Origin of the sequence: Algoriphagus ratkowskyi, assembly GCF_002150505.1 — a bacterium.
GTDB classification, from domain to species: domain Bacteria; phylum Bacteroidota; class Bacteroidia; order Cytophagales; family Cyclobacteriaceae; genus Algoriphagus; species Algoriphagus ratkowskyi.
Window position 1 is genome coordinate 118,242 of record NZ_MSSV01000014.1, and the last position, 14,741, is coordinate 132,982.

Annotated in this window: 17 protein-coding genes; 12 read left to right on the top strand and 5 right to left on the bottom strand. The window is 40.2% G+C overall.

The genetic code is table 11. The annotated features are described in order from the left end of the window. Nucleotides 1-127: 127 nt before the first annotated feature. The 6 genes from BVH02_RS14510 to moaA all read left to right on the top strand — a co-directional run bounded on the left by BVH02_RS14510 (nucleotide 128) and on the right by moaA (nucleotide 4,550). Complete coding sequence (locus tag BVH02_RS14510; protein WP_086502178.1) at nucleotides 128-709, top strand: molybdenum cofactor guanylyltransferase; 582 nt, start codon at nucleotides 128-130, stop codon at nucleotides 707-709. A 73-nt stretch (nucleotides 710-782) separates the two neighbouring features. Beyond that, a complete protein-coding gene (locus BVH02_RS14515) occupies nucleotides 783-1,019 on the top strand; it encodes a MoaD/ThiS family protein (protein WP_086502179.1) in 237 nt (78 codons plus the stop codon). A gap of 1 nt (nucleotide 1,020) precedes the next feature. Next, complete coding sequence (moeB, locus tag BVH02_RS14520; protein WP_086502180.1) at nucleotides 1,021-2,058, top strand: HesA/MoeB/ThiF family protein; 1,038 nt, start codon at nucleotides 1,021-1,023, stop codon at nucleotides 2,056-2,058. Beyond that, nucleotides 2,039-2,467, top strand: coding sequence for a molybdenum cofactor biosynthesis protein MoaE (locus BVH02_RS14525; RefSeq protein ID WP_086502181.1), 429 nt, complete (start codon nucleotides 2,039-2,041; stop codon nucleotides 2,465-2,467). The genes moeB and BVH02_RS14525 overlap by 20 nt, the downstream gene beginning before the upstream one ends. 168 nt (nucleotides 2,468-2,635) lie before the next feature. Beyond that, nucleotides 2,636-3,553 (top strand): bifunctional molybdenum cofactor biosynthesis protein MoaC/MoaB, encoded by a 918-nt coding sequence (moaCB, locus tag BVH02_RS14530; protein WP_086502182.1) that lies wholly within the window; start codon nucleotides 2,636-2,638, stop codon nucleotides 3,551-3,553. Continuing rightward, nucleotides 3,537-4,550, top strand: a complete 1,014-nt coding sequence (gene moaA, locus BVH02_RS14535; RefSeq protein WP_086502183.1) for a GTP 3',8-cyclase MoaA — start codon at nucleotides 3,537-3,539, stop codon at nucleotides 4,548-4,550. Before moaCB ends, moaA begins: the two co-directional genes overlap by 17 nt. A gap of 252 nt (nucleotides 4,551-4,802) precedes the next feature. Here the strand turns inward: moaA and BVH02_RS14540 are convergent, their stop codons facing one another. The 5 genes from BVH02_RS14540 to BVH02_RS14560 form a co-directional block, all read right to left on the bottom strand. Next, on the bottom strand, nucleotides 4,803-5,570 hold the full coding sequence (locus tag BVH02_RS14540; protein WP_143244221.1) for a hypothetical protein: 768 nt from the start codon (nucleotides 5,568-5,570) through the stop codon (nucleotides 4,803-4,805). A 112-nt stretch (nucleotides 5,571-5,682) separates the two neighbouring features. After that, nucleotides 5,683-6,210 carry a hypothetical protein gene (locus tag BVH02_RS21280; protein WP_143244222.1) on the bottom strand — a complete coding sequence of 176 codons (528 nt, stop codon included), beginning with the start codon at nucleotides 6,208-6,210 and terminating at the stop codon, nucleotides 5,683-5,685. Nucleotides 6,211-6,287: 77 nt separating this feature from the next. Next, nucleotides 6,288-6,656, bottom strand: a complete 369-nt coding sequence (locus BVH02_RS14550) for a helix-turn-helix domain-containing protein (RefSeq protein ID WP_086502186.1) — start codon at nucleotides 6,654-6,656, stop codon at nucleotides 6,288-6,290. Nucleotides 6,657-6,662: 6 nt separating this feature from the next. After that, complete coding sequence (locus BVH02_RS22055) at nucleotides 6,663-6,755, bottom strand: type II toxin-antitoxin system HigB family toxin (protein ID WP_223271870.1); 93 nt, start codon at nucleotides 6,753-6,755, stop codon at nucleotides 6,663-6,665. Between the two features lie 114 nt (nucleotides 6,756-6,869). Beyond that, on the bottom strand, nucleotides 6,870-7,547 hold the full coding sequence (locus BVH02_RS14560; RefSeq protein WP_455423286.1) for a transmembrane-type terpene cyclase: 678 nt from the start codon (nucleotides 7,545-7,547) through the stop codon (nucleotides 6,870-6,872). A 267-nt stretch (nucleotides 7,548-7,814) separates the two neighbouring features. Between BVH02_RS14560 and BVH02_RS14565 the strand changes: the two genes are divergently transcribed. From BVH02_RS14565 to BVH02_RS14590, 6 genes are all read left to right on the top strand, one after another. Next, a complete protein-coding gene (locus tag BVH02_RS14565) occupies nucleotides 7,815-8,696 on the top strand; it encodes an EboA domain-containing protein (RefSeq protein WP_086502188.1) in 882 nt (293 codons plus the stop codon). 38 nt (nucleotides 8,697-8,734) lie between these two features. Further along, a complete protein-coding gene (locus tag BVH02_RS14570) occupies nucleotides 8,735-9,640 on the top strand; it encodes a TatD family hydrolase (RefSeq protein WP_086502189.1) in 906 nt (301 codons plus the stop codon). Between the two features lie 3 nt (nucleotides 9,641-9,643). Then, entirely contained in the window at nucleotides 9,644-10,558 is a 915-nt protein-coding gene (gene eboC, locus BVH02_RS14575) for a UbiA-like protein EboC (RefSeq protein ID WP_086502190.1), read from the top strand. A 71-nt stretch (nucleotides 10,559-10,629) separates the two neighbouring features. After that, complete coding sequence (locus tag BVH02_RS14580; protein WP_191278335.1) at nucleotides 10,630-11,784, top strand: 3-dehydroquinate synthase; 1,155 nt, start codon at nucleotides 10,630-10,632, stop codon at nucleotides 11,782-11,784. Between the two features lie 24 nt (nucleotides 11,785-11,808). After that, complete coding sequence (gene eboE, locus BVH02_RS14585) at nucleotides 11,809-13,020, top strand: metabolite traffic protein EboE (protein WP_086502191.1); 1,212 nt, start codon at nucleotides 11,809-11,811, stop codon at nucleotides 13,018-13,020. A gap of 1 nt (nucleotide 13,021) precedes the next feature. Beyond that, nucleotides 13,022-14,395, top strand: coding sequence for an alkaline phosphatase family protein (locus tag BVH02_RS14590; protein ID WP_086502192.1), 1,374 nt, complete (start codon nucleotides 13,022-13,024; stop codon nucleotides 14,393-14,395). Nucleotides 14,396-14,741: the final 346 nt, after the last annotated feature.

Sequence of the window (14,741 nt, forward strand, 5' to 3'; positions counted from 1 at the left end):
ATGCTTTCCAAGATGGAAGCCCGCAGTTGGGTGTGCTATGCGGTCTCAAGGCTAAAATGGATCTTATTATGATACATTTTTTTTTAGCCAGAAAAGCATCTTAAAATTTTAACCAAAAAAATTTACTATGCCGAATACTCATGATATAACTGCTTATGTCCTTTGCGGAGGAAAAAGCCTTCGTATGCAGAGCGAGAAAGGCTTGGTTCTCTGGAAAGGGAAACCCTTTATAAGATGGATTATTGAAGCAATAATTCCCATCACGTCCAATATCATTTTGGTAACAAGTAATAGCGATTACAGCATCTTGGGTTTACCGATGATTGAGGATATTCATGTAGACAAAGGTCCGGTAGGCGGAATTTTTACGGCATTAAAACATACCAAAACAAAACGAAACCTGATCCTAAGCTGTGATGTGCCAAAGATAAATTCCAAATTACTACGTGGCTTAGCAGAAGAATCTGAGAAAATAGATGTGCTTGTCAATCTTTTAAGCGATGGGAAAAATGATTATCCTCTTATTGGCATTTACAAAAAAGAAGCAATTGACATTTTTGCTGAAGCTATAGCGGAAGATAAATTAAAACTTTGCCCGCTGGTGAATACAATTTCTCATCAGAAGATCACAGTCACTTTTGAACAAGAATCACTTATCCAAAATATCAACAGCAAGGCGGAACTTCTTGCTCTCCACCTACTTGAGTGAGGCTTTTACTTTTTAAACAGGAATACATCACCATTTAGTAAGTAATCCACGTGTTCTGTATTAACTTGAAGCCATGATTACTGTTAACTATTTTGGAAATATCGCAGAAGCTACTCAAAGTAACTCTGAGACACTAAATCACAATTCTATGAGTTTGGCTGAACTGCTAGACTTGCTGAATTCCAAATATGCCATCGCACAATTCCCTTTCCAAGTAGCTGTCAATCGAAAAATTGTCTCTAAGCAGCAAGCTCTGAATATTTTTGATTCTGACGAAATCGCCTTACTTCCACCATTTGCCGGAGGCTAAAATGGACAGATTCCAGCGACAAATCATACTGCCCGGAATAGGAACCTCAGGACAGCAAAAGCTAACATCAAGTAGCGTATTGGTGGTCGGAGCTGGTGGTTTAGGCTGTGCGATTTTACCTTATTTGGTTTCTGCTGGACTTGGCAAAATCGGGATTGTGGATGGAGATCATGTGGAGAAAAGCAATCTTCACAGACAAGTATTGTATCAAGAGAATTCCGTTGGTTTGCGAAAAGTAGATTCAGCGAAGCAAGCACTTAAGAGAATGAATTCCTCCACCCAAATCGAGGTAATTCCTGAGTTTTTATCTGCTGAAAATGTGGATAACTTGATTGAAGGCTATGACATGATCATAGATGCCACGGATAATCTAGAAGTTCGATACACTTTAGACGATGCTTGCACAGCTGCAAAAAAGCCTATGATCTATGGTTCGATCTTCAGGTTTCAAGGGCAGGTCTCGGTTTTCAATTATAAAAACGGACCTTCATACAGCAGTCTTTTTCCTAAAGAGGAGAAGACAGTTTTGAACTGTGAAGAGGCTGGAGTCTTAGGACCCACGGTCGGAATTATAGGAATGCTTCAGGCTAATGAAGCGTTGAAAATCATTCTTGAAATCGGAGAAGTACTTTCAGGCAAACTTCTGATATACAATATGCTGACTAATGATCAGCAGATTTTCCAATTGGCTAATCAGCCATTACAGCCCAGTTTTAATACTGAGACTGAAAAGGTAGATTTGATAAATCCTGAGTTAGCATTTACACAGGCAGGAACGCTACTTGATGTGAGAGAAGTCGGTGAGCAACCCGAGATTCCTTCCAGTTTCTGTCTTAATATCCCGCTTTCTGAGTTGGAAAGTAGATTCGGAGAATTGGATAAAGACAATCAAATCACCTTGTTTTGCCAAACTGGAGGAAGGGCAATACAAGCAGGCAAATTGCTCAAAAAATTAGGGTTCATTAAAATTAGAGCCGTCAGAGGCGGTGCAAAAGATATATTCAGATTAATTCGAGCACATGAAAAAAGTATTTCTTGAAGGAGCTATTTCACCAGAATTTATAGCTGATTCTATTGCAAAGCATCAAAGCAAGCATAGCATCGGAGCGCATAATATTTTCCTCGGACAAGTTCGAGCGGATGAAGTGGGCGATCAGAAAGTCGTTGCCATAGAATACACGACTTATGAGGAAATGGCCAATGAAAAGTTACACGAGATTCGTGAGGCTGCATTTGAAAAATTTGATCTGACTTGCCTGCACATTTACCACAGTTTGGGTACAGTGAAAGTCGGCGAGATTTGCATTTTTGTCTTCGTTTCCTCGCCAAGAAGAAAGCAGGTTTATGAAGCCACCGAATGGCTAGTGAATAAGGTGAAAGAGGAAGTTCCGATCTTTGGCAAGGAGATTCTGGACAACGAGGAGCATCAATGGAAGGTAAATAGCTAAAAAAGTAAAATTTCCTATCCAAAATTACGGCTGTGAAGGACTAAAAGCGACTGATAATATGGTAAACATTAGCATTACTGTAACTTCGGTCTCCCGTCTACGGTCTCCAAGCCAGTTAAGCTAAGGAATTATGGAATCTGGCATAAATGCGGATAATCAGATAAACAAATGGTAGACATCACACATAAAGTCACAACCCTTCGCACGGCAAAAGCTCAGGCGATTGTACATGTCAGTTCTGCTGAGACCATTGCGGCTGTGATGGAAAACCGAGTACCAAAGGGGAATGTCTTCGAAATGGCGAAGGTCGCAGGGCTTTTCGCAGTGAAAAATACCCACATTACCATTCCCGATTGTCATCCACTTCCGGTGGAATACACTGCTGTGGAATATGAGATCGATGGGTTGGAAATCCGAATTTATATCACTGTGAAGACCGTGTACAAAACTGGGGTGGAAGTAGAAGCCATGCATGGAGCATCGGTGATTGCCTTGACTATGTACGATATGCTTAAACCTATCGACAAGGGAATTGTTATCCGTGAAATAGGTCTGGTGGAGAAAACGGGGGGAAAATCCAGTTTCAAAGACAAAAACCCAAAGCTGATTCAAGCGGCTGTAGTAGTTTGCTCAGATTCTATTTCCAAGGGAATAAAAGAAGACCGGGCTGGTAAAGTGATTGTGGATAAGTTGAAATCACATGGAGTAGAAGTGACTTCCTATGAAGTGATTCCCGATGAGATAGAGCAAATCAGAAGCAAAGCTTTTGAGCATTCAGAAAAAAATCAATTGGTGATTTTCACAGGTGGAACCGGACTCTCCAAAAGAGATGTGACGCCAGAAGCTTTGGAGCCAATTTTGGAGAGGAGAATTCCGGGTATCGAGGAAGCGATCAGAAGTTACGGACAGAAGATTATGCCATTTGCGATGCTCTCCAGGTCCGTGGCGGGGACGATTGGTGATAGCATTATCTTGGCTTTGCCAGGATCGACCAATGGAGCGAAGGAATCAATGGATGCGGTTTTTCCGCATGTATTGCATGTATTTAAAATTTTAAAAGGAGCGAATCATGACCCAATCGGGTAATATTCAGGAGCTGAGAGATAAGTTTGGACGAGTCCACAATTACCTGCGGATTTCCCTGATCGAGAAGTGCAATCTGCGCTGCAGCTACTGCATGCCTGCAGAAGGAATCCCGCTTAGCCCCAAAGCTCACTTGATGAGTGCGGACGAGGTGCTGGAGTTTGCTCGGATTTTTGTGGGCTTGGGCGTGAATAAGATTCGTCTTACAGGCGGGGAACCTCTGCTTAGAAAAGACATAGGAGTAATTCTCGAAGGACTTTCGAAAATGCCTGTGGATCTTTCGATTACCACCAACGGTTTGCTGATGGATAGACATGTGGATAACTTCCAAAAGCTAGGAATCAAAAAGATTAATTTTAGTCTGGATACCTTGAAGGAGGAGCGCTTTCAACAACTTACCAGAAGGACAGGCTTCCAAAAAACCTTGGATAACTTCGAGCTACTTCATAACAAGGACTTTGACCTGAAAATTAACACGGTACTGATCAAAGGAATCAACGATGATGAGCTGGTCGATTTGGTAAATATGACCAAGGACTACAAGGTTTCGGTTCGCTTTATAGAATTTATGCCTTTCGATGGAAATAGCTGGGACAGATCCAAGATGGTTTCCGAGAAAGAAGTTTTGGATCAATTGGGGGCTCACTTCGGGGCTGAGCGAATAGCATCACTTCCGAATGAGGATAATTTCACTGCTCGCAAATTCAAGATTGCTGGATACAAAGGAGATTTCGGAATTATTTCTTCGGTGACCAATCCCTTCTGTGGAAGCTGCAACCGTATTCGATTGACGGCAAACGGCCGCATTAAGAATTGTCTTTTTTCCAATCAGGAAACCGACTTGCTAGCCGCGATGCGTGCTGGGGAGAATGTGGAAAACCTGATTTTGGAATCCATCCTCAACAAAAAAGCTGTGCGTGCCGGCATGGACAGCATGGAAAAATTATCTGATCCCGCGCTGCATTCTGATAATAGAAGTATGATTGCGATTGGGGGGTGATGGTTTTGTTAACGCAGGTTCTGTCCATGGCCTGTGTCCTCACAGGACATTATGGAGACATATTCCGGGCTGTGTGGACACAGACCAGGGAGGTCTTTTGGAATCCATCCTCAACAAAAAAGCTGTTCGAGCTGGCATGGATAGCATGGAAAAATTATCTGATCCCACGCTACATTCTGATAATAGAAGTATGATTGCGATTGGGGGGTGAGGTTGAAATCCTCCTTTACACACTTATCTCGTTGGTATGTGTCACTGGGAAGTCTTTTGTTCTTTAAATTCAAATTCAATTGTTTGCTTATCGCGATAATCTAACAAAAATGGCAAATGCGTGGGCAGCCTATGCATCTTAAAAAACTCTGATTTTTTTTTCTCTACACTACAATTTTTAAAATTCGTAATTTCATGATGATAAGGCAAATTGCCATTAAAGTCGATTGTTAGAACATGACCTAGTGGAGGGAAAGTAAGTTCAGTCGCTAGTACAGAAACTCCGGAGTTGAAATTTCCTTTTACCATTGTCGGAATATTTCTGAGTTGACCCTCGGAATTTAAGTAGATAAAAACTCTATATTTTTCTGGAAGATACTGACTATCAAAATTTGAAACGAAATCTGCCAATTCTCTATTTTTCTTTGAAAATAGTGACGAATTCATGGCTAAGAACATTGAAATAGTCTGCTTTAAAACTTTTAATTGTTCGAAATCATGCATCTCAATTTCAAAATAATTGCTATCTTTTTTATTTAACAAACTAATAAAGCTGTTGCTGTACCTATTAAAGGAAGACACATATTTTAAGCCCAAATAACTATTGCATATACCACACAGCGAGTAATAGCCAACGCCTCCTTGTTCAACTTTTCCTCTTAGTTTATGTTCAAAAGGGTTATCATTTTCAATTAATTTTAAGAATGTAGTCTTTTGGTATCTAGTATTTTTATTAAATGAAATTTTAGGAGGAACATGCTCAAATGTCATTTCTCGGTATTCATCACATATTCTACAAAAATCTTTCATTTAAATAGGTATAATTATAACGGTATTTTGATTTTTAGCAAGACATATTTCGGTGTCTGAATTTCCTCGAAAGTTGACGTGTAAGAAACTTAAGGAGTTAATAAATCTTTCTTCATTTATAATGCAACCTTGAAAAGATAATTTTCGCATCATAGTCTTTGTTTGCATGGACATCTTGATCCACTATAACTTCCGCATCATATTCGATATTATAAGATTTCAAAAGGTCATCCATCTTGACTTTCCTTCCTTTCTCAATTCGAAAATCTTGACTAAACTTAATTAGTGGACCCGTGGCGAAAGGAATTATCAGAAATCCTACGCCTATAATAATTAGTGGAACTTTAGATATTAAACCTTTTTCCCAAGCCAATGAGCCTAAAAAATATCCACCAAGCATTACAGCAATTCCGATCATTAGATACATAATAAAATGTGCTATGTTCAGTGACTTTGTGGATGCAACTTTATAATACTCGATGTTCACCTCCTTAATGCGTCGGATATGATTATCACCAAATTTGATATCGGGACATTTGCCTTCAAACTGAGGTTTGGAATTCGTTATTCCGCATGTACTACCTGATGACAAGTCGAATACCCTGTGGTCACATAATTCACAATGTTTTACTAATTCCATTTTATGGGCGTTTACCTAAGTCATAATTGCTCATATCTTACTAATCCGCACTGAGGAGGAGCAAAACTCGAGAAAGATTACTCCACTAAAGTATAATCATTTATAAGAATTTGAGCAGAGAGGTTTAGATGGAGAGCAAGGTTCCTAACCATTTCTACGGTCAGTTTTTTCTTCCGGTTCAGGACTTCAGAAACTCGACTTTTTCCTCCAATTATGCCGATTAAATCTTTTTGTTTCAAATCCATTTCTTCCATTCTTATTTCAATGGTTTCTATAGGATCAGGCGCTTCAATTGGAAAATTATTTTTTTCGTACTCATCAATTAGTAAGGCTAATACGTCGGCTTCATCACTTTCTTCTGTTCCGATTTTAGCATTAAAAAGTTGATCAAGTCTTTCTAGTGCAGATTGATACTCCTTTTCAGATTTTATGAGTTTTAGCGTCATGGCTAGTTAAATTGTGTCTGCATTTATTCTGTCATACTCTGAATGAGTTCCGATGAAACGAATAAAAATCCATTGTTTTTCATAGTTGAATTTCGCGATTTAACAATATAGGGATTACCTTTTTCACAAATTTGAGCATTATGGATTAGATAAAATTAAAGCTTTCTTACAGTCTTCACGCCTTTTGCATTTAAAGACTTAGCATATCTTCGATTACTCCATTACACCTGTTTTGATTAGGTGCCTTTTCCTCGCTACCAGCGTAATGTAAACCAGATCCGTCACAAAAATTATCAACCCGATGTAGAGAATTGGCTCGTGAACTCCTCCTGCCGTTTTGGAACCAATAATCCCAAATAGTATAGTGGTTGAAAATGTCCCGATACACTTTGGAATCGCAATGAGTAAAGACTGCCCTCTAAGATCTGATCTTCGAAAGTACATTCGAACAAATAAGAATGACATTAAAAAATTGATGAAGTAGCCGCCATAAAGAGCTCCATTTACAATCCCTACCTTCTGAAATACTAGATGCTGTAAGATAAAACAAGCCAAAAGAAATACCCCCGCTTGGGCGTAGAATAGGGGCTTACTTGCTTTTACTTCTTGATGACCGTACCTGAAATAGGTGTACAATATTCCAATATCTATCAGCACCCAAATGCAATTGACATAAGTAGAAACATGGGAGCCAAACACTAAATAACCTTGGTAGGTGTAATAAGCTTCCCAGGTAAAGTTGAGAGCCAATGTCAAAAAAGGTATTCCGTAAGAATTATCCCGAAATCCGACCCTCAAAGCTTCAAGATAAGCTATGATCCAACCTATTCCACAGATGGCAATGAAGAGTGAACTAATGGTCATGTTAAATTTGTAATCAATAAAATCGATCTTTTTGAACTGTGAAAAAAGGACTTAACTGGGAAGGATCTATTACAAGTATGATTTCCCCGCAGTCAAAATTCTCAAAAAGATAAGGGAATATTAAATCTCAACCCTACCTAATTATTTAAATATAAATAGCTCAGCTGATTTTTATCAGGTATGGCACTTTTTACTACCGCTGAGCATTATCTAAGTGGATATTCTGGTAGATTTCAGCGTATTTCACAGTATCAATATAAAGTTGACGCCAAGCCCTAAACGGCAACTCAAACTATGCAAAATCAATTAGCGAGCTTTCTCTCCCAATTGCTAGAAAGTCCTGCCAATCAGAAAGGACTTGATTGGCTCCAAAAACAAATCGAAAAGATTAACAATGAAGGTACTCCTTCGAAGTTTTTCCTGGCTTTCAGCCAAGCATCACGTTATTTTAAAAAAGAAAAACTTGAACATTCGGTTGATCAGATTCATCAAGCAGGAGAATTAGTCCCTGCTTTTCAACCTCAATTTTGGGATCAACTTCAGGTTGCCCGTACCTTATTGATGCTGAGTTATCCACAAGTGAAGGATCCTTGGTTTACGACGATGAACCAGCTTTTTGAAACTGCAGATATGCATGAGCACCAGTCACTCTTTGCCGCTCTGCCGCTTATGCCTTTTCAGGAGGATTTAATTCCACGAGCGATTGACGGCTTACGAACGAATATTTCACTGGTTTTTGATGCTATCGCCTTAAACAATCCATTCCCAGCGAAATATTTTCCAGAAGCAAACTGGAATCAAATGGTCCTGAAAGCCATCTTTATGCAAAGACCTTTGTATAGAATTCAAGGTTTGGAGGAAAGAAGAAATCCAGCTCTGGCAGCAATAGCACGTGATTTTGCGCATGAACGTTGGGCAGCAGGCCGAGAAGTAATGCCTGAGATCTGGAGATTGGTTGCCCCGTTTGTCAATGAAGAATATTTTGAAGACCTGAAGAAAGCCCTCTCAACCAAAGATAATTTGCAGGAAAATGCAGCACTTCTTACGATTAGAGAATCGGCCTATTCTCCAGCAAAAAAAGTACTTGATGCTTACTCAACTCAAGTGGCTAAACTTGATATGGATGCAATCGCTTGGGAAAGCATCGGTACAGAGTTCCAACGAACTCGAGTATAATTTCTAATTTTAAATTCCCTCATTTTAAATTAACAATCATGTATATAGATCCACATATTCACCTCGTATCCCGTACCACAGACGATTATGAGGCAATGCAAAAAGCAGGAATAGTAGCTGTTATCGAACCTGCATTTTGGCTTGGGCAGCCACGTACTGAAGTTGGGAGTTTTAAAGACTATTTTAGCACATTGGTTGGATGGGAGCGATTTCGTTCCAGCCAATTCGGCATAGTGCATTATTGTACCATGGGATTGAACTCCAAGGAAGCGAATAACGAGGCTTTAGCTGAACAGGTAATGGAATTACTTCCGCTGTATGTAGGCAAAGAAGGTGTGGTAGCCATCGGTGAAATCGGCTACGATGATCAGACAGAGGCTGAAGATAGATTTTTCAGACTACAACTAGAATTGGCCAAGGAGGTGGAACTTCCAGTACTTATCCACACGCCACATCGCGATAAGCACAAAGGAACAATTCGAAGTATGGACGTGTCTGAAGAGCATGGTTTGGATCCGAAAATGGTGATCGTGGATCATAACAATGAAGAGACGGTGAAGGAAGTGTTGGATCGTGGGTACTATGCTGGATTTACTATTTATCCACATACTAAAATGGGTTCGGAGCGCATGGTGGAAATCGTAAGGCAATATGGCCCAGAACGAATAATCGTCAATTCTGCAGCTGACTGGGGGATTTCAGATCCTCTGGCAGTTCCAAAAACAGCAGATCTGATGCGCAAATCCGGAATTCCTGAGGAGCACATCAAACTGGTTACTTACCAAAATGCATTGACTGCTTTTGGCCAAAGTGGACAAATGGACGAAAAAGATTGGTTGAATGCTTCGCCTTTAGATCAAACAAAAAAATTGGGCGGCAATTCTGTTTTACGTGGTGGACAAACTCCACGAGTAGAAGGTTCTTCAGATTTCGTAGAAAATTAATAAATGAATACTTCCCGGCTTTTTGCCTATTTACAACTTACCAGACCAGCAAATGTGGTCACCGCACTCGCTGATATCTGGGCGGGATTCGCCATTGCTGGTGCTTGGACTTACATCATCATTGACTGGGGATCTGGAAGCAATGAATTTCTAATAAATTTAGCTTGGCTTTCATTGAGTACAATTGGATTGTATGCTGGCGGGGTTGCCTTTAACGATGTCTTCGATGCAGAGCTAGATGCAGTGGAAAGGCCAGAGAGGCCGATTCCTAGCGGAAGAGTAACTAAAAGTAATGCAGCGTGGATGTCATTTTTGCTCCTAGTCTTAGGTATTATTGCTGCAGCTCAGGTGAATTTAACCTCAGCTATAATAGCTTTGGCAGTGGCAGCTCTAGCTGTAATTTATGATTATTGGGGAAAGCATCAGAATTTGTTGGGACCTATCAACATGGGCTTATGTAGAACAGGAAATTTACTGCTAGGCATATCAGTAATTCCCAGTACCCTGTCTACATTTTGGCCACTGGGATTTATCCCTTTGGTGTTTGTAGCTGCGATTACCATGATCAGCCGTGGAGAGGTGCATGGTAAAAACAGAAATGCACTTTATGGCGGTTTGGCTATGTATGTACTTGTAATCCTTGCAATTGCTTCTATGCCGATTCTGCATTACACTCCTCTATGGGAAGTTTTACCCTTCTTAGCCTTGCTAAGCTATATGATTTTCCCTCCTCTGATCAAAGCTATTCGCAGTCAAAACCCAAAATTGATTGGTAAATCAGTCAAAGCCGCAGTCATTTCTCTAATTATTGTCAATGCTTCCATAGCTGCCGCTTTCGCAGGATGGAAGATTGGAATAATAGTGTTATTGTTGCTACCCATTTCCCTCTGGCTAGCCAAAAAATTTGCTGTCACCTAACACAAAGAACTAAATGGCACTCGGAATTGTATTTATTCCTAGAAACAGCCTAAGCCTATACCCTGTTGATTATGAATACGATTATTGAACAATCATTTTCTGTACCCTTCAAATATCAAGTCTGCTTCTCAGAGGATATTTTCTCCGTGGAAAATAAAATATTTGTTGACCTGTTAGCCAAAGGCAGACATGCCAAGGTTCTGTTCGTTGTAGATGATGGAGTAGCAGGAGCTCACCCGCAGTTAGTAGCACAACTGAAAGCCTATGCTAATGTTCATTCTGAATTCTTTTTTATTCCATGTGAGCCTATTATCGTAGTAGGAGGAGAAGCATCCAAAAACGATGAAGCTATCTATAAAAAGATTGTCGAAGCAACTCATTTATTTGGAATTGACAGGCATTCTTACATCGCGGTGATCGGTGGTGGTGCAGTCATTGATATGGCTGGCTTTGCCGCTGCTATTTCCCATCGAGGAATACGTTTAATACGAATCCCTACTACAGTTCTCTCACAAAATGATTCTGCTGTAGGTGTGAAAAATTCTGCAAATCTTTTTGGCAAGAAAAACTACTTAGGGACTTTTACACCTCCTTACGCAGTTTTGAACGACTTCAATTTCCTCAAAACCCTAGACGATAGAGATTGGAGATCTGGAATCTCTGAAGCTATCAAAGTGGCTTTGATCAAGGATTTAAGCTTTTTTACTTGGATTGAAGACCATTCCGCTGCTCTTGCAAACCGTGAAATGGCTCCAATGCAGGAATTAATCATACGATGTGCACAGATGCATTTGGATCATATCTCAGGCAAAGATCCATTTGAATTCGGCTCTTCCAGACCTTTAGATTTCGGCCATTGGGCTGCACATAAGTTGGAGCATTTGAGCGATTTTAGAATTCGTCATGGCGAGGCTGTAGCGATAGGCATTGCTTTGGATTCCACCTATTCCTATTTGAAAGGATGGATTAGTGAAGCAGATCTTTTAAGAATTATCACCGTATTCAAGACCCTTGGATTTGAGCTTTTTGCCCCGGAATTAGGAGGTGAAAATCTTATCAAAGGACTTCAGGAATTCCAAGAGCACCTAGGTGGTCAACTTACAATAATGCTGTTGAAAGCATTAGGCAATGGCGAAGAAGTCCACGAAATGGATCACGAACTGATTCATCAATCCATAGAATTACTCAAAAGTTTCAACCAAAAAGAAGATTTGGTTAATAGTTAATTCAATACAAAATCAGCTTTATTCATGGAAATCAACGATTTTCACCTCAGTTACTGCAGCAATATTCACCCAGGAGAAAGCTGGGAGGCAACTTTCGAAAATCTTAAGAAATATATTCCGGAAGTAAAAGAGCGATTGGATGTGGATAAGTCCTTTGGGATTGGTTTACGCCTTTCTCATGAAGCAAGTTTAGTACTTGAGAAAACTGATCAGCTCTCTAAATTCAAGGATTGGCTAAAATCTGAAAACGCTTACGTATTCACTTTAAATGGCTTTCCATATGGAGACTTTCATCGAACTACCGTAAAAGATCAGGTTCATTTTCCAGACTGGACAACTACGGATCGTCGTGATTATACCATTCGATCATTCAGAATCTTAGCACAGCTCTTGCCTCAAGGGCAAAACGGTGGGATCTCCAGTTCACCCATTTCCTACAGACATTGGTTCAAATCCGAAACTGAATTAAACGTAGGAATGGAAACTGCCACGCAGCATTTGCTAGAGGTTGTTGCAGAATTGGTGGAACTCAAAAAACAAACTGGCAAATCGCTTCATTTGGACATAGAGCCTGAACCAGATGGAATTCTCGAAAATTCCGATGATATGATCTGGCTATTTTCAGATTGGCTGCTACCGATCGGGAAACCTTGGCTTGCTAAGAAACTTGACATTTCTGAGGATAAAGCAGAAGAAATTTTGAAGGAGCATATCCAAGTTTGTTATGATGTTTGCCACTTTGCGATAGTCTATGAAAAACCTGCAGATACTTTTGCCAAATTTGAGAAAGCTGGAATCAAGATCGGCAAGATTCAAATTTCGGCAGCTCTTAAAGTAATGATCCCTGCAGAACCGGAAGCAAGAGATTTGGTCAAGTTGAAATTATTGCCTTTTGAGGAATCCACTTACCTACATCAGGTAGTTGCGAAGAAGAAGGACGGTAGTTTGCAATCCTATGCAGACTTGCCGGAAGCACTCAAAATCTTGCATACAACGGATGAAGAAGAGTGGAGAATCCATTTTCACGTCCCGGTATTCTTGGATAATTATGGTGCTTTAGCATCTACTCAGGATCAAATTTCAATTGTGCTCAATGAAATTTTAAAAAATCCAACTTTAACGAATCATCTTGAGGTAGAAACCTATACATGGGAAGTATTACCTGAAGACACACGGTTAAGTTTGGGTGAATCCATCTCCAGAGAGCTGGAATGGGTAATTAACAAAATGAATTAAAATGAAGAAGACTGTTGTCTTAGATATAGTTGCACTTTCTCCGAGAGTAATCGGCGAGCATACGCCCTTCTTAAAAAAGTGGATTGAAAAAGGAAAACGAGCCGTGGTAGAGCCGGTTTTACCAGCAGTGACTTGTTCTGCTCAATCCGTTTATCTAACAGGAAAGTGGCCAAGTGAAAACGGTATTGTAGGCAATGGCTGGTACTTCCAGGAAGAATGTGAAATCAAGTTTTGGAGGCAATCCAACAAGTTGGTGCAATCTCCTAAAGTGTGGGAAACCCTAAAGAAAGAAAATCCTGACTTCACCGTTGCCAATATGTTCTGGTGGTACAACATGTACTCCAGTGCAGATTACGCTGTGACTCCAAGACCACTTTATCTGGCCGACGGCCGGAAGGAACCCGATTGCCATAGTCAGCCGATGGAGCTACGCGATAGACTTCAGCAAGAATTGGGTCAATTCCCGCTATTCTCCTTTTGGGGTCCAAATGCAAATATTGCATCCAGCAAATGGATAGCTGAAGCTTCCAAAAAAGTGGACGAGTGGCACAATCCAACATTGAATCTTATCTACATTCCTCATTTGGATTATTCACTTCAGAAGTTTGGGATTGATTTTGACAAAATTGGCAAGTACCTGAAAGAAGTAGATGAGCTCTGTGAGGACTTGATCACATACTTCGAAAAGCAAGGAACTCAGGTGATTTTACTGTCCGAATATGCGATCACGACAGTGAGCAAGCCTGTTCATTTGAATAGAATTTTTAGAAATCAAGGCTGGATTCAGGTAAAAGATGAGCAGGGATTAGAAACACTAGACCCAGGAACTTCCAAAGCTTTTGCTGTGGCTGATCATCAGGTAGCCCATGTGCATGTGAATGATCCAGCTATTTTATCACAGGTGAAGAAGATACTGGAAAATACTCCCGGTGTGGAATTGGTACTGGATGAGGAAGGTAAAAAGAAGCATCACTTAGACCATGAGCGCTCAGGAGATTTGGTTGTGATGGCGGACAAAGATTCCTGGTTCACTTACTATTTCTGGCTGGATGATGCTAAAGCACCAGATTATGCCCGCTGTGTGGATATCCACAAAAAGCCAGGTTACGATCCTGTAGAGTTGGTTTTGAATCCTGATATTAAGATCCCAATGCTTACTGTCGGCTCAAAAGTCCTGAAGAAAAAGCTGGGTTTCCGATACTTGATGGATGTAATTCCTTTGGATGCAACTTTGGTAAAAGGAGCCCACGGTAGATTGAGTGAGGATGATCTAGATAAGCCGCTTTTGGTTTCTCAGGAAAAAAGCTTGTTGAGTTCAGACAAAATTCAACCTACAGATGTACATGATTTAATATTGAAGGCTGTGAGGGGATAAGGGTTTTGAGATTGAGGATTTGAAGTATTTTATAACTAGGAGACTTTGGCCCAGAAGCGTTTTCTTTTTCATGCTCTAATTGTTAGAAAACATACGTATTCTTTGCTTTATCTTAATATCTGCTCTATTTGGATCATCTTCCTGACATCAGAAAGACGAACTGCTCCAGACTACTTTTTCTTTTTAGTTGCCTTTAGGACTTTCTTTTCATCACCATCGAGTTTTCGCTGAAGCTTTTTTACATCCTCAGCAGGAAGTAGATTTTCAGGCACAATTCCTCTTTTGGTAAGCATATCTCTAACTGCAGTATTATTATCAATGTGTTCCTTTTCAATTTTTGATTGGG

What these genes read in the sequence shown, in the direction of transcription:
- BVH02_RS21280 (WP_143244222.1), bottom strand. Translation starts at nt 6,210, where the DNA reads ATGGAATTAGTAAAACATTGTGAATTATGTGACCACAGGGTATTCGAC.
- BVH02_RS14525 (WP_086502181.1), top strand. Translation starts at nt 2,039, where the DNA reads ATGAAAAAAGTATTTCTTGAAGGAGCTATTTCACCAGAATTTATAGCT.
- eboC (WP_086502190.1), top strand. Translation starts at nt 9,644, where the DNA reads ATGAATACTTCCCGGCTTTTTGCCTATTTACAACTTACCAGACCAGCA.
- moeB (WP_086502180.1), top strand. Translation starts at nt 1,021, where the DNA reads ATGGACAGATTCCAGCGACAAATCATACTGCCCGGAATAGGAACCTCA.
- BVH02_RS14515 (WP_086502179.1), top strand. Translation starts at nt 783, where the DNA reads ATGATTACTGTTAACTATTTTGGAAATATCGCAGAAGCTACTCAAAGT.
- moaCB (WP_086502182.1), top strand. Translation starts at nt 2,636, where the DNA reads ATGGTAGACATCACACATAAAGTCACAACCCTTCGCACGGCAAAAGCT.
- BVH02_RS14550 (WP_086502186.1), bottom strand. Translation starts at nt 6,656, where the DNA reads ATGACGCTAAAACTCATAAAATCTGAAAAGGAGTATCAATCTGCACTA.
- eboE (WP_086502191.1), top strand. Translation starts at nt 11,809, where the DNA reads ATGGAAATCAACGATTTTCACCTCAGTTACTGCAGCAATATTCACCCA.
- moaA (WP_086502183.1), top strand. Translation starts at nt 3,537, where the DNA reads ATGACCCAATCGGGTAATATTCAGGAGCTGAGAGATAAGTTTGGACGA.
- BVH02_RS14570 (WP_086502189.1), top strand. Translation starts at nt 8,735, where the DNA reads ATGTATATAGATCCACATATTCACCTCGTATCCCGTACCACAGACGAT.
- BVH02_RS14565 (WP_086502188.1), top strand. Translation starts at nt 7,815, where the DNA reads ATGCAAAATCAATTAGCGAGCTTTCTCTCCCAATTGCTAGAAAGTCCT.
- BVH02_RS14580 (WP_191278335.1), top strand. Translation starts at nt 10,630, where the DNA reads ATGAATACGATTATTGAACAATCATTTTCTGTACCCTTCAAATATCAA.
- BVH02_RS14510 (WP_086502178.1), top strand. Translation starts at nt 128, where the DNA reads ATGCCGAATACTCATGATATAACTGCTTATGTCCTTTGCGGAGGAAAA.
- BVH02_RS14590 (WP_086502192.1), top strand. Translation starts at nt 13,022, where the DNA reads ATGAAGAAGACTGTTGTCTTAGATATAGTTGCACTTTCTCCGAGAGTA.
- BVH02_RS14540 (WP_143244221.1), bottom strand. Translation starts at nt 5,570, where the DNA reads ATGAAAGATTTTTGTAGAATATGTGATGAATACCGAGAAATGACATTT.